Annotated in this window: 11 protein-coding genes; 4 read left to right on the top strand and 7 right to left on the bottom strand. The window is 65.0% G+C overall.

Annotated features, from left to right (window positions below; genetic code table 11):
* Positions 1-36 precede the first annotated feature (36 nt).
* Positions 37-1,110, top strand: coding sequence for a biotin/lipoate A/B protein ligase family protein (locus AO716_RS12300; protein ID WP_055241119.1), 1,074 nt, complete (start codon positions 37-39; stop codon positions 1,108-1,110).
* A gap of 43 nt (positions 1,111-1,153) precedes the next feature.
* Entirely contained in the window at positions 1,154-1,486 is a 333-nt protein-coding gene (locus tag AO716_RS12295; protein ID WP_055241117.1) for a cupin domain-containing protein, read from the top strand.
* A 69-nt stretch (positions 1,487-1,555) separates the two neighbouring features.
* Here the strand turns inward: AO716_RS12295 and pepN are convergent, their stop codons facing one another.
* The 3 genes from pepN to AO716_RS12280 are packed head-to-tail and all read right to left on the bottom strand — an operon-like array spanning position 1,556 to position 6,926.
* On the bottom strand, positions 1,556-4,168 hold the full coding sequence (pepN, locus tag AO716_RS12290; RefSeq protein ID WP_055242237.1) for an aminopeptidase N: 2,613 nt from the start codon (positions 4,166-4,168) through the stop codon (positions 1,556-1,558).
* Between the two features lie 4 nt (positions 4,169-4,172).
* Positions 4,173-5,867 (bottom strand): hypothetical protein, encoded by a 1,695-nt coding sequence (locus tag AO716_RS12285; RefSeq protein WP_152969957.1) that lies wholly within the window; start codon positions 5,865-5,867, stop codon positions 4,173-4,175.
* A gap of 51 nt (positions 5,868-5,918) precedes the next feature.
* Complete coding sequence (locus AO716_RS12280; RefSeq protein WP_055241113.1) at positions 5,919-6,926, bottom strand: YeiH family protein; 1,008 nt, start codon at positions 6,924-6,926, stop codon at positions 5,919-5,921.
* A gap of 165 nt (positions 6,927-7,091) precedes the next feature.
* Here AO716_RS12280 and AO716_RS12275 point away from each other — a divergent pair, with 165 nt between their 5' ends.
* Positions 7,092-9,875: a cation-translocating P-type ATPase gene (locus AO716_RS12275; protein ID WP_082413531.1), complete on the top strand. Its 2,784-nt coding sequence runs from the start codon at positions 7,092-7,094 to the stop codon at positions 9,873-9,875.
* Here AO716_RS12275 and AO716_RS12270 read toward each other — a convergent pair.
* Positions 9,847-11,286 carry an SDR family NAD(P)-dependent oxidoreductase gene (locus AO716_RS12270; RefSeq protein WP_055241111.1) on the bottom strand — a complete coding sequence of 480 codons (1,440 nt, stop codon included), beginning with the start codon at positions 11,284-11,286 and terminating at the stop codon, positions 9,847-9,849. The genes AO716_RS12275 and AO716_RS12270 overlap by 29 nt on opposite strands.
* 109 nt (positions 11,287-11,395) lie before the next feature.
* The gene (gene glgC / locus AO716_RS12265; RefSeq protein ID WP_055241109.1) at positions 11,396-12,640 is read right to left on the bottom strand and encodes a glucose-1-phosphate adenylyltransferase; all 1,245 of its coding nucleotides are present in this window, start codon (positions 12,638-12,640) and stop codon (positions 11,396-11,398) included.
* Between the two features lie 115 nt (positions 12,641-12,755).
* Between glgC and glgA the strand changes: the two genes are divergently transcribed.
* Positions 12,756-13,952, top strand: a complete 1,197-nt coding sequence (gene glgA, locus AO716_RS12260) for a glycogen synthase (protein WP_055241107.1) — start codon at positions 12,756-12,758, stop codon at positions 13,950-13,952.
* 85 nt (positions 13,953-14,037) lie between these two features.
* On the opposite strand, the gene AO716_RS12255 is transcribed toward glgA, so the two are convergent.
* Together AO716_RS12255 and AO716_RS12250 are read right to left on the bottom strand one after the other, a co-directional pair.
* On the bottom strand, positions 14,038-16,134 hold the full coding sequence (locus tag AO716_RS12255) for an acyl-CoA dehydrogenase (protein WP_055241106.1): 2,097 nt from the start codon (positions 16,132-16,134) through the stop codon (positions 14,038-14,040).
* Between the two features lie 9 nt (positions 16,135-16,143).
* A complete protein-coding gene (locus tag AO716_RS12250; protein WP_082413530.1) occupies positions 16,144-16,899 on the bottom strand; it encodes a TetR/AcrR family transcriptional regulator in 756 nt (251 codons plus the stop codon).
* Positions 16,900-16,923 lie beyond the last annotated feature (24 nt).

Below are 16,923 nucleotides of genomic sequence, written 5' to 3'. Positions count from 1 at the left end.
TCGGAACGGCCGGGATTTTCTTCCAGGAGGAACACCATGAGTGAAGCACACGACGGCAGCCGGCACGGGGAGTACAAGGTTCCCGGAGGCAAACTTGTCGTGGTGGATCTCCAGGTGAAGGACGGAGAGCTGGACTCAGTTTCGCTCAGTGGAGATTTCTTTCTTGAACCGGACGACGCGCTCGGAGAAATCAACTCGGCCCTGAACGGACTCTCTGCCGAGAGTACGGCAGAGCAGATCGCAGAGGCTGTACGCGCCCGCCTGCGTCCCGACGCCGTTCTGTTCGGGTTCTCGCCCGAAGCGGTGGCCATCACGGTGCGCCGCGCCCTGGCCAAGGCCACAAGCTGGGGAGACCACGAATGGGAGATCATTCCGCCCACTCCGCTGTCCACCCACATGCACGTTGCCATGGATGAGGTCCTTGCCGAAGAGGTCGGAGCGGGCAGGCGCAACCCAACCCTGCGCTTCTGGGAGTGGGAATCGCCGTCCGTGGTGATCGGCAGCTTCCAGTCACTGCGCAATGAGGTGGATCCGGAAGGCGCGGAGCGCCACGGCGTGACGGTGGTGCGCCGGATCAGCGGCGGTGGAGCGATGTTCATGGAGCACGGCAACGCGATCACGTATTCCCTGTATGTTCCGCAGTCCCTGGTGGACGGCCTGAGTTTCGCTGATTCCTATCCGTTCCTGGATGCGTGGGTCATGGAGTCCCTGGAACGTCTGGGCATCAAGGCGTGGTACCAGCCGCTCAATGACATAGCCACTGACGAGGGCAAGATTGGCGGAGCGGCACAGAAGCGCCTGAGCTCCGGCGGCATGCTGCACCATGTGACCATGTCCTACGACATTGACGCTGACAAGATGGTGGAAGTCCTGCGTATCGGCAAGGAGAAGCTCTCCGATAAGGGGACACGCAGTGCCAAGAAGCGCGTGGACCCGCTCCGGAGGCAGACCGGTTTGAGCCGCGAGGAGATCCTGGACACCATGATGCAGACCTTCGCGGAGCGCTACGGGGCCAAGACGACGGGCCTCTCCGAACACGAAATGGAACGTGCCAGAGAAAAGGTCGCCGAAAAGTTCGACACCTCGGAGTGGATCAACCGCGTCCCGTAGGTCCGGCTATCTAACCTTTGACCGGGCATCTAGACTTCCCGGCATGGAGAAGAAGTCGCTAACGGCCCTCGTTCGGAACAATCTGGAAACGGCGCGGCAGGCGTCGTCCGGCAGAAGCGCAGCCACTGTATACGGAGGGCATGAACACGTTCTGCGCCAGACGGTGATCGCACTGGCCGCCGGTTTCGCTTTGGATGAGCATGAGAATCCCGGAGAGGCCACCATTACCGTGCTCAAGGGACGGATTACCCTCAACTCGGAGGGGGAGAGCTGGGAAGGCTCGGCCGGCGATCTGCTGATTGTTCCGCAGGCACGCCATGCCGTGACTGCGGTCGAAGACTCCGCGTTCCTGCTCAGCGTGGCAATGCACCGGTAGCCGTACCGCGGTTGCTGCTGAATGCCCCCCTGCTGCCGGCCGACCGGCAGCAGGGGGAATGTATTCTGGCTAGCGCGCAGCAGCCTGGGCCCGCAGCGCCCTCAGCAGCTGGTCCTGCGCCTCGATGATGATCCTACGAAGGGCTCCCGGGGCCCGGGGGTTTGTTTCCAGCCATTCCTGGCCAAGCAGCAGCACCGGGTGGTCTGCGGGCACCGTATGCAGCGGCAGGTCCTGGGCAGACGGATACAGCCCCGCTACGACCCTCGAGGCGAGCTCGATGCTGCGGCTGGCCCAGACATCGGTAAGGGAAGCGAAGTAGTCGGGTATGAACGGATCAAGGAGTTCATGCCCGCCTATGCTGAACCCTTCGATCGTCGCTGAAAGGAGTTCGTTGGAGAGATCCTCGGTGTGCACTGCCGCAGTCCAGGCAGCGGCCTTGACCTCAGGGTCGGGGAGCGCCGCCGCAGCAACGGTATAACCCACCCGGCCCGCAGCGGTGTTGTCTGATGCCAGCTCCGTCTTGAGCTCCTCCGGTCCGGCAGATCCCGTACCCGCCAGCCCCTGCCACAGCCTCCACCTCAGGTCTGTGTCCACGCCCAGCCCGGGATAGGAGACTTCTCCGGACAGGAGTCCACGCAGAAGTGCGTTATGGCTCGTGCTGTAGCGTGCGAGGGCTGCTGCGGTCCTGGCCAGGATGAGCTGGCTGTCGCTGCCTGCCGGAGCATCGGCGAGCTGCTGGGCAACGGCCGTGAACAGCTGTTCGCGGAGTTCACTGCGTATCTCCGCCGGGGCATAACGCTCGACGGCGGCGCGGGCGTTGTCCAGAAGGACCTGCTTCACCCCGGCACCGGATTCAGAGGGAGCGGTGCGGATTACCAGCCGCACGTAGTCCCGGGCCGAAAGCACGCCGTCACGAACGCTGTTCCAGAGAGCCGAGAGGCTGATCGCGCGGGACAGCGGATCCCGCAGCCGCTCCATGGATTCGAGCAGGGTAGCCAGCGACTCCGGATCAAACCGGATCTTGGCGTAGGTCAGATCGCCGTCGTTCGGAATCAGGAGCGCCGGGCGCTGCGCTCCCACCAGCTCGGGCACCTCGGTGCGCCGGCCTGCGACGTCGATCTCCACAGTGCCGGTACGCTCCAGCCAACCGTCCGCCGCGAAATCGTAGGAGCCCAGGCGGATGCGGTGCGGGCGGGGCATCTGCTCGCCGCTGGCAGGATCCGGCGCGTCCTGGCGCACAGCGACAGACGTATACGTCCCGTCCGGCGCTGTCTCAGCCTCGACGGCCAGGACCGGTACGCCTGCGGTCTGCAGCCACATCCTGGACCATTCGCTCATGTCCCGGCCGGAAGCATCCCCGAGGACGTCAAGCAGGTCCGCCAGGGTGGTGTTGCCCCAGGCATGCCGGGAGAAGTACGTGCGCGATGCCTCGATGAAGGCTTCAAACCCCACGTAGGCCACCAGCTGCTTGAGCACTGAGGCGCCCTTGGCGTAGGTGATTCCGTCGAAGTTCTGTTTGGCAGCTTCGAGGTTGGGGATGTCCGCGACGATGGGGTGCGTGGTGGGTAGCTGGTCCTGTACGTAGGCCCAGGCTTTGCGCCGGTTCGCAAAGCTAACCCAGGAGTTCGTCCAGTCAGTGGCTTCGTCCACAGCGAGGGCGCCCATGTAGTCCGCGAAGGATTCTTTCAGCCAGAGGTCGTCCCACCACTGCATGGTCACCAGGTCGCCGAACCACATGTGCGCCATCTCATGCATGATGGTGTTGGCCCTGGCCTCGTACTGCGCCTCTGTGGCTTTGGTCCGGAAGACGTAGGCTTCCGTGAAGGTCACCAGGCCTGGGTTCTCCATGGCACCGAGGTTGTACTCAGGAACAAACGCCTGGTCGTACTTTCCGAAGGGGTAGGGGTAGGCGAAGAGCCCGTGGAAGTAGTCCAGGCCGCGCTTGGTGGTGTCAAAAATGTTTTCGGCATCGAAGTGCTCGGCGAGGGAAGCCCTGCAGTACGCCCCGAGGGGAACCATGAGATCCGTACCGTCCGGGAGGGTCGTGCTCCACATGTCCTGTGCCTTGAAGTACGGACCCGCGAGGATACAGGTGATGTAGGTGGAGATCCGCTGCGTGGCGGAGAAATCCCAGCGGCTCAGGCTTCCGTCCCCAAGCGGAGTGCGTGCAGCTTCGACTCCGTTGGAGACGACTTCCCAGTCCGAGCGGGCAATCACGTGGAAGGTGAAGGAAGCCTTGAGGTCCGGCTGTTCAAAGTTCGCAAAAACCCGCCGTGAATCCGCCGGTTCATACTGCGTGTAGAGGTAGGTCCTGCCGTCAGCGGGATCCGTGAAGCGGTGCAGGCCTTCCCCGCTGCGGCTGTAGAGCGCTGTTCCCTCGACACTGACCTTGTTGGTTCCGACCTGGAGGTTGCGCAGAAGCACCCTTGAGCCGTCCACCGTCTCCACGGGATCGTAGGCCCGGCCGTTGACAACGACGGCGTCAATGCCGCCGTGGATGAAGTCCAGAAAGGTGGAGGCGCCTTCTTCGGAACAGTCGAAAGTGATGGTGCTGCGCGACCGAAACCCGGCGGCAGCCGGGTCGGCGGCGTTGCCGAGATCCAGCTCGACATCGTAGGAATCGACTCTCAGCAGGGCGGAGCGGGCGGCAGCTTCATCGCGGCTCAGGTTTTCGTTAGACACCAGTTCATTCAACCACTTCGGCCGCTGATGAGGGAGCTTGTCCTCTCCGACGCTCACGGTGCCTGGCCGGATGCCCGCGAACGAGCTGCTGCAGGCGAAGCAGGGACAGGCTGCCGAGGACGATGAAAAAGGGTACGTACAGGTACAGGAAGCGGGCCCTTCCCTCAGAGAACATCAGGAATACGAACAGGCATGCCAGGCTGATCCGGGCTATCGCCGCAGGCTGGGAAACCAGCGCCGGGCTCCGAAGGAACAACCCTGCGCCGCAGAGGGCGAGGACGATGAACCAGGTTCCCTGCCAGACGCTGCGCAGGAAATCAAAGCCCGGACGGCCCGGTCCATAGAAATCCTGGATAGTGCGGCTCAGGGGATCATCGGCGAGAAAGTTCTCCGCCTTCATCTGTCCTTCACCCCAGCTGAAGAACGAACCGTCACCCGTGATCCAGCGGAGTTTCGCGTTCAGGAATCCCGCGTAGCCGGCCGGTCCCATGGCGGTGACCCGGTCCCGGTAGGCTTCCAGCCCTGCGTTGAACCGTTCCTGGCCGGGGGCTGACTCCAGCGTGCCGGAAAGGTCCGCCTGGTTGAAGGCTCCATAAAACTCCCCGTACGGTCCCGGATAATGCTGGGCTCCAACCTTGAGGAAATGCGTCGGTGGAAGAGCAGCTTCGGCAGTACCTCCGGCTCCGTAAATGCCGGAAGACTGCTCCCACGAGTGGACCGCCTGGCGCATGCCGCCGAATGCCGCGGCGGCGACCGCGGCGGTGAGCAGTGTGCCCAAAAGCTGGCGTTTCCACGTCGGCCCGCGCAGGGAAAACAAGCCCACCAGCACTGCCGCGGCCAGGACTGCCAGCACCGTGGGTTTGATTCCGTAGCCGGCTGCAGACAGCGCACCTGCCAGTGCCCACAGCACCAGACGGAGCCAAAGCACTGACTTTCCTGCCAGCAGCAGAAGGCAGAGGATCAGCACTGGAAACACCAGACCTGCGGTGTCCGAGTAGAGCACAGGCAACCATGGCGAGGCCCCGGTCAACGCCAGCGACGGAACCAAGGTCAGCCGCGCGGCCTGACGGCCGGCGATCATGGCGGCGGCCGCATAGGTGAGGATCATCCCGCAAAAGAGGACTCCGGCGCTCAGGTACGCTGCCGACTGCCGCAGGTCCACCGAGCCCAGGTCCTCAGCGGCGGCCAGATACCGGCTGAGCAGGAGCGTCAGCAGGACGTTATTGGGATTGACCCGGAAATAGCTGTGATTCGCTTCGTCCGTATTCTCTGCGGCCAGGGCGGCGGCAGAGTTAAAGACTGGATAGGCGTCCCAGTCCGGAGGAAGACGGACAGCATCAGCCAGCCGGGCGATAGCAGCGAAAACTGCTCCCCAGCCGGCAACAGACCCGATGACCAGCACCCAGCTGTGACGCCTGAACACCATATCCAGCCTGGCCAGCAGCCACGGCACACCGAGCGTGAGCAACAGGATCGCGGCAGCCGCAAGCAGCGCAGCCAGGGTCTGGTAACGCGTTGAACCGAACGAAGGCGCCACAATGTTGGAGCCGAGGAGCCAGAGAATCGCTGCGCACCAAACGTATCCCGCCACCCGCGGCAGAACACCCGCGCTCACTTGTTCCTGCCCGCCGCTTCCGGCGTGGGCCGGTGCACGGCGGGCGGTGACCGCCTGGCCCATAACGCCCCCTGCTGTCGGCAAGAAAGTGGATTGAAGCCTGAGCCTAGGCCCGCGATCGCAGGACCAACAAGATCAGGCAGCAGGAACCAGCAGCACCGCGAGCAACAGGGCCGCGCCCACCAGCACCGCCCACGAGATAAGTCCGGCAGCTGCGGCGGGCGCGCCGGTCCGCGCGAGCCGGCGGAAGTCCACTGAAGCGCCCAGGCCAAACAGGGCTGCGGCAAACAGCAGTTCCTGGATCAAGGCAGCGGCCTCCAGGACGGACACCGGCAGGAGGCCTGTTGACCGCAGCAGCACAGCCGCCAGGAATCCGGCCACGAAGAGCGGAATCAGCGGAGGCATTTTCCCTTCTCCGCCGGAACGCCGCCGGTGCTGGAGACCCGCGAGTGCGCTGACAGGGGCGAGCATCAGGACCCGCACCAGTTTCACGACCACGGCCAGCGCGAGTGCGGCTGCACCCCCGGTTTGGGCTGTGGCAACTACCTGGCCGACGTCATGGACGGAAGCACCGGCCAGGAAGCCGAAGACCTCCGGTGTAAGGCCGAGCACCGCTCCCAAAACGGGCAGCACGGCAATCGCCAGAGTTCCGCAGAGGGTCACCATGGCCGCGGGAACAGCGGTTTGTTCCTGGCGCACCTGCCGAACTGCGGCCACGGCTCCGACGGCGGAAACTCCGCAGATGGAGAAACCCGCCGCCATGAGCACTGGTTGTTCCCCGGGGAGCCGGAAGGCCCGGCAGATCCAGTACGTGACCGCGAAGGCGAAGCCAACCAGGCCTACCAGAAGCAGGACTGTCAGCCAGCCAAGTCCTGCGATGTCCATCAGGGAGACCTTGAGTCCAAGGAGCACAATGCCCAGGCGCAGTAACTTCTTGGCGGAGAGCGCCAGCCCCGGGCGCCACGGTCCCGCGGACAGGGCAGCCGCGCCGGGCAGATTCCCTGCGAGCAGTCCAAGCACAACGGCGGCTGTCAGCACCGGAATGGCGGGGAGCAGCCGGTGCAGCACCAGGCAGACAGCTACGGCAGCAGCAGCGGCGGCGAGGCCTGGCAGTTTCGCGCGGAGCGCGGCGGGTTCGGGCATCCTCCAACCATCCCCGAGAAGCGGGTTCAATTCCACTTCACTCCTAGGGGCAGCAGCTGTATGTCAGGTACCCGCCCTCCGAAAGCACCGGGGCACTGCAGGGAACCACAGCCCCGTTGCTAAACTGATCCGGACCAGTTCGCCCTCCGAGCACAGGGGCAGCCCATGCAGAAGTTCAGCACTTCCGGGGCCGGCGAGCCGGTAACCGGCGCAGCCGACCCTCCCGTCCCCGAGCCGTGGACCGCCCCCGCCGCCGAGGTTGCCGCGGCGCTGGGGACCGACACGGCCACGGGGCTCACCGAGCAGCAGGTTGCCCGGCGGAGCGCGGAATACGGGGCCAACCAACTTGCCGGACGGCCGCCGGTCCCGGCCTGGCGGAAGATCCTGGCACTGCTGTCAGACCGCCTGATCCTGGTGCTGCTGGCAGCGGCTGTACTCAGCGCCGTCGTGTCCCGTGACCTCGAGACGCCAGTGGTGATCCTCGCCGTCGTTATCCTCAACACCTGCCTCAATTACGTCCAGGAACGCCGCGCCGAGAACAGCCTCGAAGCCCTGCGGCGCACTGATGTTGGCACCACACGCGTCCGTCGCGGCGGCAGCACCGCCACCATCCCGCGCACAGACCTGGTCCCGGGGGACATCGTGCTGCTGGAGGCCGGCGACTCCGTTCCCGCTGACGGCAGGCTTCTGGAGGCCGTGCGGCTGCAGGCCGCGGAGGCAGCCCTCACAGGGGAGTCCCAGCCCGTCAACAAGGACGCGGCGTCCGTACAGCCCGCGGATTCACCGGTGGCAGACCGGCACGGCATGCTCTACATGGGCACGGACATTAGCCGCGGCAGGGCCGTGCTGGTCGTGACGTCTACCGGGATGGGCACCCAGATGGGCAGAATCGCCCATCTGCTGGGAAGCACCGCCAATGAGAAAACCACACTCCAGCGAAGCATTGACCAGCTGGCAGCCCTGCTGACCTGGATTGCGCTGGGCGTGGTTGGACTGGTCTTTGTCCTTGGGCTGCTCCGCGGTGAAGACCTGAATACACTGCTGCTGACATCGGTGTCCCTGGCCGTGGCCACCATCCCGGAGGGCCTGACGGCCGTGGTTGCTTTCACCCTGGCCATGGGTGCCTCCCGGCTGGCGGCCCGCGGCGCGATTATCAAGCAGCTCTCCGCCGTCGAGACGCTGGGCGGGACCTCCCAGATCTGCACCGACAAGACCGGCACACTGACCCTGAACGAGATGACTGCGCGCCGGATCATTTCCGCAACCGGGCGGCGGTTCCGCGTCACCGGTACCGGCTACAGCGCGGAAGGCAAAATCCTCAGTCCCGACGGCGGGGAAGTGCCGGCGCTGACAGAAGCCTATCTGGCCATGGTCCTGTGCAATGACGCTTCGGTCACGGACGGTGTGCTTTCCGGAGACCCCACGGAAGGGGCGCTGGTGGTACTTGCCGAGAAAGGCGGTATTGACCCGGTCGGTGCCCGGGCGGAGCACCCCCGGATCGCTGAAGTCCCGTTCGACTCCGAGTACAAGTACATGGCCACCTTCAACACCAGTGAGCGCACTCCGGGGGACATCGTCTGCCATGTGAAGGGGGCACCCGGCGTCGTCCTCGACCTGTGTACGCAGGTGGCCGCACCGGAGGGCCTGGAACCCCTCACGCAGGAACGCCGCGATCTGCTTCTCGCGGAGGTGGAGGCAATCGCGGACTCGGGGCTGCGGACCCTGGCTGTGGCCGGACGGCAGCTCGCGCAGGCCCCTCCCGAAGACCCGGCAGAGCTGCGCAAAAGCGTTTCCGGGCTGGTGCTATTCGCCGTGGTGGGCATTATGGATCCGCCCCGCCGGGAGGCCCGGGACGCCATTGAGGAGGCCCGGTCCGCGGGCATTAAGGTCCACATGATTACCGGAGACCATCTGGTCACCGCTTCGGCGATCGCCAAGGACCTGGGCATACCGGGGGAGACCGTGTCGGGTTCCGCGCTGGATACGCTCAGCGACGAGGAGCTCCAGGAACTTGCCCCCAAGGTGGGGGTGCTGGCCCGAGTCTCACCGGAGCACAAGCTGCGGGTAGTGGAGGCGCTGCAGGCGGACGGGAGCGTCGTGGCAATGACGGGCGACGGCGTCAACGACGCCCCTGCGCTGAAACGGGCCGACATCGGCATTGCGATGGGCATCACTGGTACCGATGTTTCCAAGGGCGCTGCCCGGATGATCCTCACGGATGACAACTTCGCCACCATAGTTGCCGCGGTCCGTGAGGGACGGGGAATCTACGCGAACATCCTCAAGTTCGTCCGTTTCCAGCTCACGACGGCGTGGGGATTCGTACTCATTTTCCTTGCCGCCGCGACCTTTGGATTCGCCGGGGGAGCTCCTTTTACGGCCATCCAGATTCTGTGGGTGAACATCATCATGGATGGACCGCCGGCGCTTGCCCTTGGTGTGGACTCCACGGACCCGAAGGTGATGCGCAGCCCGCCGCGCAGGCCCCGGGAGCCGCTGCTGACCGGACAGCGACTGTTCGGGCTGCTGGTTTCCGGCGCGGTCATGGCAGCGGGAACCTGCTGGGTGCTGGTCGCTGCGCCGGACATTTTCCCCGACGGTGCGGCTGCCGGGCCGGACTTCGCCACCACCATGGCGTTCACGACGTTTGTATTCTTCCAGGTGTTCAACCTGCTCAACGTCCGCAGCGAAACGTCATCACTGTTCTCCCTGCAGACGTTCACCAACCGGACCATCTGGTTCGCCCTCGGTGCCGTTGTGCTGCTTCAGATCCTGGTGGTGCAGCTGGGCGTGCTGGAAGAACTCTTTGACACCGTGCCCCTGACAAGTGACCAGTGGCTGTTCTGCATTGGTGTGGCCGCCGTGATCGTGGTGGTCTCCGAGCTCAGCAAGGGCATTGGCGCGCTGCGGCGCCGCCGCGCTACCAGGCAGACGGGCGGTAATCCTTGAGGAAAACGCCGTGGATGTCCTCGCCGGCCTCTCCCATAACGATCGGGTCATAGACACGGGCGGCACCGTCTACCAGGTCCAGGGGCGCGTGGAAGCCTTCTTCCGCAAGCCTTACCTTGGTCGGGTGGGGACGTTCGTCAGTGATCCATCCGGTGTCCACGGCCGTCATCAGGATTCCGTCCGTTTCAAGCATCTCTCCGGCGCTGGTGCGGGTGAGCATGTTCAGCGAAGCCTTGGCCATGTTCGTGTGCGGGTGTCCGGGCCCCTTGTAGCGTCGGGAGAACTGTCCCTCCATGGCGGAAACATTCACGATGTATTTCCGCCGCGCCGGCGCGGCGGCCATCGCAGGGCGGAGCCGGTTGACCAGCAGGAAGGGCGCCGTCACGTTGCACAGCTGCACCTCCAGCATTTCCAGCGGCTCAACCTGGTCCACTACCTGCGTCCAGGAATTGATCGGAGCCGTGTCCGGTACCAGGCCGCCGGCGTCGATGGCTGTTCCAGCCTCCAGCCGGGACAACGATGAGGATCCGGCGGTCAGTGCCAGGGAGGTGACGGCGTCCCCGGCCAGAACCGGGTGTGAAGCTACCGATCCGGCCAGCGCCGTGGGATGGGCGTTGTAGGTGTTGCCGAAGGTCACGAGTTCCGGCATGGCCGCGTTGGAGGGAAGTTCTTCGAGCTCGGCGTCCATGAGCGGCTGATAGGCGTTGGAGCTGCGCCGCACTGTCTGCGCGGCGTTGTTGATGAGGATGTCCAGCGGGCCCGCTGCGGCCACGGCATCAGCCAGGGAAATCACCTGGGCGGGATCGCGCAGGTCGATTCCCACAATCTTCAGCCGGTGCAGCCAGTCGGCAGAGTCCTCCATCGCGGCGAAACGGCGGGCGGCATCCTTCGGGAAGCGGGTGGTGATCGTGGTGTGCGCGCCGTCGCGCAGCAGCCGGAGGGCAATGTACATGCCGATCTTTGCCCGCCCGCCCGTCAGGAGTGCCCGGCGTCCGGTGAGATCAGTCCGGGCATCCCGCTTGGCGTGGCTGAACGCCGCGCATTCGGGGCAGAGCTGGTGGTAGAACGCATCCACCAGGGTGTAGGGCTGCTTGCAGATGTAGCAGTTCCGCGGCTTCAGCAGGGTACCGGCAGACGGACCGTGTGCGGAGCTGCGCAGCTGCGCACCCCTGGTCTCGTCGTCAATGCGGTCGGGGGCACCGGTAGCCGTGCGTGCCACGACGGCGCGGTCTGCCTCAGCGACTGCGTCCCGCTTGGCCACCTTCCGGTGCTTCTTGACGGCCTTGAACATTTTGGCTGTGGCCCGGCGTACGGCCACATGGTCCGGATGGTCCTCATCCAGGGCATGGATGGTGGAGAGGACCCGAAGGCAGGTGCTGAGGTCTTCGGGGCTGAGGTCTGTGCTGCTCATGGATCACGTTTCTGCGGTGGGTCCGCCGGGGGGCGCACGGCGGAGGGCAAACTGGTGCACCTCGACCTTACCGCTAACGGGACTGCGACCTGCTATCGGGCGGTCCGGGTCACTCCACGCGTACGGTCTGTCCTTTGCTGATGACCGTCAGTCCGGACGCCGTGACCGTGTAGCCGCGGGCCAGGTCCAGTTCGCGGTCCACACCGATAGTCCCGCCGGGCGGGATCTGGACAAACTTGTCTACGATGGCACGGCGGACGACCGCTCCCGCGCCAACCCGCACGCCGTCCATGATTACACTGTCACTGACGGTGGCACCCGCATCCACGTAAACGTCATGGCCCAGCACGGATCCGCTGACGCTTCCGCCCGAAATTACTGCACCGTTGGCCACGATCGAATCCACCGCGGTCCCGGGCTGGGACGAGGAATCCCGAACGAACTTTGCGGGCGGGGAAATGCTCTGCCGGGTGTAGATGGGCCACTGCAGGTTGTACAGGTTGAAGGACGGGACCGGGGAAATCAGGTCCATGTGCGCGTCGTAGTAGGAATCCAGGGTACCTACGTCACGCCAGTAGCGCTGGTCCCGTTCGGTGGCCCCGGGAATGATGTTCTCGGTGAAGTCGTAGACGTTTGCCTGGCCCCGTTCCACGAACCACGGGATGATGTCCCCGCCCATGTCGTGCTTGGTGATCAGGCGTTCCGCGTCCACCCGCAGGGCTTCAACCAGTGCGTCAGTGGTGAAGACGTAGTTGCCCATGGACGCCAGGAAGCTCCCGGGATCATCCGGCAGTCCGGGCGTGCTGGAGGGCTTCTCGACGAACGCCGCGATCCGGCCCGGATCGGAGGGATCAGTTTCAATCACGCCGAACTGGTCCGCCATGGCCAGCGGCTGCCGGACGGCAGCAACGCTGCACGGGGCTCCGGAGGCAATGTGGGCTTCCACCATCTGGGAAAAGTCCATCCGGTAGACGTGGTCCGCACCGATCACGACGACGATGTCCGGCCGCGCGTCGTCGATCAGGTTCATGGACTGGAACAGCGCATTGGCGCTGCCCAGGAACCAGCTCTTGCCCACCCGCTGCTGCGCGGGAACCGAGGCAACGTAGTTCTGGAGCTGCGTGGACAGCCGCCAGGTCTCTGAGATGTGCCGGTCCAGGCTGTGCGACTTGTACTGGGTCAGCACGACTATCTGCAGATAGCCGGAGTTGACCAGGTTCGACAGCGCGAAATCAATGAGCCGGTACTTGCCGGCAAAAGGCACCGCTGGTTTCGCCCGGTCAGCGGTAAGCGGCATAAGCCGTTTACCCTCGCCTCCTGCAAGCACTACGGACAGGACTTTCTTCGGTGCCATGTGTCTGCTCCTGACTGCTCCCGGGTTGCGGGAGAAACTGTTTTGCCTTGCCGGACTGGAAGCTTGCTGTCCATCACACTAGATCACCACGCGCGATGTGCACTACGTTGATCAAGTGCGAGTAGATATCGTTTCCAAGGAATTTCCCCCTGAGATCTACGGCGGGGCCGGAGTGCACGTCGCTGAACTCAGCCGTGTGCTGGCCAGCCGGGTTGACCTGCAGGTTCATTGTTTCGGTACGCCCCGGGAGGCCGATTACCACGGCGCCCGGGTCCAGGCATATCCGGTGCCTGCGGAGCTTGGCGCTGCCAATGCGGCGGTGCAGACGCTTGGCACCGACCTGGACATGCTGCAGGGGCTGGCGGGCACGGACCTGATCCATTCGCACACGTGGTACGCCAACATGGCCGGCCACCTGGGCTCACTGCTGTACGGCGTACCCCACGTCCTGAGTGCGCACAGCCTGGAGCCGCTGCGGCCCTGGAAAGCCGAACAGCTCGGCGGCGGTTATGCCTTGTCCTCCTGGGTGGAGAAGACAGCCTACGACGCCGCTTCCGCCATCATTGCCGTCTCCGAGGGGATGCGGAAAGACATCCTGCGCGCCTATCCGGAGGTCACACCCGGCAAGGTCCGGGTGGTGCACAACGGGATCGACACGGAGCAGTGGCGCCCCGAGCATGATCCGGAGGCAGTCCGCGCCCTGGGTATCGACCCCGATGCGCCGTCCGTGGTGTTCGTCGGACGCAACACGCGGCAGAAGGGCGTTCCCTACCTGCTTCGGGCCGCGGCCCTGCTGCCTGCCGGCGTCCAGGTTGTCCTGTGCCTGGGAGCGGCGGACACCCCGGAGCTGGCAGCTGAAACGGCAGTACTGATCGAGGAGCTCACCCGCTCCCGCACCGGCGTCGTGGTCATTGAGCGCATGCTGCCGCGCAGTGAACTCATTCGGGTGCTCAGTTCCGCAACAGTCTTTGCCTGCCCGTCCATCTATGAACCGCTGGGAATCGTGAACCTGGAAGCCATGGCCTGCGGTACCGCCGTCGTCGCCAGTGCCACTGGCGGCATTCCGGAAGTCGTCGACGACGGTGTGACGGGTCTTCTGGTACCGATCGAACAGGTGCAGGACGGAACCGGAACTCCGCTGGATCCCGAAGTCTTCGTCCGTGATTTCGCCGCGGCACTGACGGTTGTCGTCACAGACCCGGAACGCGCCCGGGAGATGGGGGAGTCCGGCAGGCAGCGTGCCGCCCGGCACTTCTCCTGGGATGCCATTGCCGAGGCGACCCTGAAGGTCTACCGGTCAGTGCTTCCCTAAGGATCCTTCCGAGCTGAACAAGCGAAAGACCCGGCATCCGATGCTGCACCGGATGCCGGGTCTTCCGCTTTCGAAGCGGCGGCTGTCAGCGCTTGCCCTTTGCTGCCTGCTTCCTGCGCTGGATCAGGATCTTCTCGTCCACCGGTGCAGCTCCGGAGGCCCGGAGCAGCCGCTGGTACTCCATTGATTCATCCTGGCGCTCCTTTTCGGCGCCCGTGGCGACGGCGGCACGCAGGTGCTCAGGCCCGTAGCCGAAGGCATTGACCAGGTCCATGGCATGCGGCCGGATCTTGGCGAGCAGGCGGTTGATGTACTCACCAAGCGTGCGGGCACGCTGTGAGGACAGCCGGCCGTGCATCAGGTACCAGGACAGGTTCTTCTCGATCAGGCCCAGGCCAAAGAGATCGCGCAGCCACGTCACCACCTGACGGGTTCCTTCGTCCTCAATGCGCTCCAGGCCGCGGGTGAATGCTTCCCACTGCAGCAGCTCGGCGTGTGCACGCGCGGCTTCGATGAGATCGTGCTGGTTCCGGTTGAACACAGCGGCGGCCTCGGCCTTGGGCAGCTTGCGGGCCTTCTGCAGCTCGCCGGCAACCTCGGCAACCATCGTGGCCACCCGGTCAGCCAGCAGGTCGTGCTGGGTGCGGGGATCGCGCAGCGCAATGGCTGACTTCTTCTCCGAACCGGTGTCGGCCACTGTCTGCACGATCTGCCGCAGGCCGGAACGGTGGAAGGTCCGCTCCGTCGCCTGTCCCACTACGTAGCGCGCCAGCACGCCGAAGTCGGCACCCTGGAATTCCTTCGCGTAGTCCGCCAGGAGGCGCTTGGCCACCAGCTGGAGCAGCACCGTGTTGTCGCCTTCGAAAGTGACGTAGATGTCCAGGTCCGCCCGCAGCGCCGTCAGCCGGTTCTCTGCAAGGAACCCTGCACCGCCCGTCGCTTCGCGGCACTCCTGCAGGGTGTCCAGCGCGTGCCAGGTGGAGAGCGACTTGAGGGCGGCGGCCAGGGTTTCCAGGTCCTGGCGGTTCTCGTCGGTGTCGTCGGCGCCGGAGAAGACGTCGTCGAACTTGGCCAGCAGCTCGTCGTGGGCAAAGGACGCCGCGTAGGTTGTGGCCAGCAGGGGCAGCAGGCGGCGCTGGTGCTGCTGGTAGTCCATCAGCACCTCTTCCACGGTGTCCGAGGCGCCGTTGAACTGGCGGCGTTCAGTGGCGTACTTGATGGCAATGTTCAGTCCGAGCTTCGAGGCGGCGACTGCGGCGCCGTCGAGGGAGACCCGGCCCTGGACCAGGGTGCCGATCATCGTGAAGAACCGCCGGCCGGGGCTATCAATGGAGGAGGTATAGGTGCCGTCTTCGGCAACGTCTCCGTAGCGGTTGAGCAGGTTGGTGCGCGGGATACGGACGTTCGAGAAGTGCAGGCGGCCGTTGTCGATTCCGTTGAGGCCGCCCTTGACGCCGTCATCCTCTCCGCCGACGCCGGGAAGGAAACCGTTCTCGTCGCGCAGCGGAACGTAGAAGGCGTGCACGCCGTGGTCCACGCCCTTGGTAATGAGGTGTGCGAAGACAACGGCAGCCTTGCCGTTCACGGCGGCGTTGCCGATGTAGTCCTTCCACGCAGCACGGAACGGAGTGTTGATGATGAACTCCTGTGCCGCCTCGTCATATTCGGCGGTGGTGGCAATACTGGAGACATCCGAACCGTGGCCGGTTTCGGTCATCGCGAAGCAGCCGGGGATTTCAAGGCTCATGATGCCCGGCAGCCACTTCTCATGGTGTTCGCGGTTGCCCAGGTGCAGGACTGCGGAGCCGAAGAGGCCCCACTGGACGCCGGCCTTGATCTGCAGGGAGGGATCGGCCACAACCAGTTCCTCGAACCCGGCGATGTTCCCGCCGTGGTTGTCCTGTCCGCCAACGTAGGCCGGGAAGGCGCGGTGGACGGCATCGGCGTCCACCAGGATCTTCAGCTGGTCCATGACCCGCAGCCGGTGCTCCGTGTGGGTCAGGCCGGCCGGGGTGTGCAGCGCGTCGGTGCCGGCGAGCTTTCGGGCCTGGAGCCGAATATCCTGCCACTTGCCCAGCAGGGCACGGCCGAGTTCCTCGACGTTGACCGTCGCCGAGTCGTCTTCGCGGATGACGGTGCTGGGGGGAAGCTGGCGCTGCGGGGTAGAGACTGATTGCGTCATTGCGTGTCCTTACTGGTCGGCGTTCGGCGCTGCGGAGGAATCCCCGCGGCTGCCATGCGCAGTGGTGGGTTCAGAAGCATCGGTGGTGTTGCGGGCGGGGGTGTCCCAGCCGATTCCGTCGAACAGCCATGCAGTCAGCTGGTCCGTCATTTCGGCTTCCGTGGGACGGTCGGGCTCGGGCGTGGCAAGCCACCGCTCTCCGGCTGCCCGAACCATGCCGAGAGCGGCTATGGGCCAGAAACCGGCTGCGGCCTGGGTCATCGAGCCGGAATCATGCCCTTCCAGGTACGCCTGCACGGCGTGGTCCATCATCTTGCTGATGTTGGCGAAGAAGTGTGAAAGCGCGACGGCGACGCCGGGTTCGCTGGTTCCCGGCGCTTCTCCGGCTGCGGAGCCGGTAACGAACGCGTACACGTTGGGGGAGGTCTGCGCCATCTGCAGGTACGCGGAGACCATGGCGCGCAGGCCCGAACGCGGTGAATCGGCACTGCGTCCGGCCGCGAGGATCTTGTCCTGCATCTGGTTGATGACCACTTCTCCCATGGCCTGCTGCAGCCCGGATTTGTCTCCGAAGTACCGGTAATACACGGACTTGGAGGTTCCGGAGGAGGCAGCGATCTCCTCCATGGAGGCCTGGGCGCCCAGGGTGTGCACGGCCCGGCGGGCAGCCCGGATCAGGGCCGTGCGGCGCTCGGTGCGGTGCGCTTCCCAGCGGACGGAGCGGCCGTCCTGGGAAGGTGTGTCTTGTTTCACTGCGGTGTTCACGATACCCAGCGTATCAGGTACGGT

This window comes from Arthrobacter sp. Edens01, assembly GCF_001307035.1.
GTDB lineage: Bacteria > Actinomycetota > Actinomycetes > Actinomycetales > Micrococcaceae > Arthrobacter_B.
The sequence above is the reverse complement of the archived record's forward strand: the minus strand, read 5'-3'. Positions and strand labels throughout refer to the sequence as shown.

What these genes read in the sequence shown, in the direction of transcription:
- AO716_RS12280 (WP_055241113.1), bottom strand. Translation starts at nt 6,926, where the DNA reads ATGCCCGAACCCGCCGCGCTCCGCGCGAAACTGCCAGGCCTCGCCGCC.
- AO716_RS12295 (WP_055241117.1), top strand. Translation starts at nt 1,154, where the DNA reads ATGGAGAAGAAGTCGCTAACGGCCCTCGTTCGGAACAATCTGGAAACG.
- glgC (WP_055241109.1), bottom strand. Translation starts at nt 12,640, where the DNA reads ATGGCACCGAAGAAAGTCCTGTCCGTAGTGCTTGCAGGAGGCGAGGGT.
- AO716_RS12300 (WP_055241119.1), top strand. Translation starts at nt 37, where the DNA reads ATGAGTGAAGCACACGACGGCAGCCGGCACGGGGAGTACAAGGTTCCC.
- AO716_RS12270 (WP_055241111.1), bottom strand. Translation starts at nt 11,286, where the DNA reads ATGAGCAGCACAGACCTCAGCCCCGAAGACCTCAGCACCTGCCTTCGG.
- AO716_RS12275 (WP_082413531.1), top strand. Translation starts at nt 7,092, where the DNA reads ATGCAGAAGTTCAGCACTTCCGGGGCCGGCGAGCCGGTAACCGGCGCA.
- AO716_RS12255 (WP_055241106.1), bottom strand. Translation starts at nt 16,134, where the DNA reads ATGACGCAATCAGTCTCTACCCCGCAGCGCCAGCTTCCCCCCAGCACC.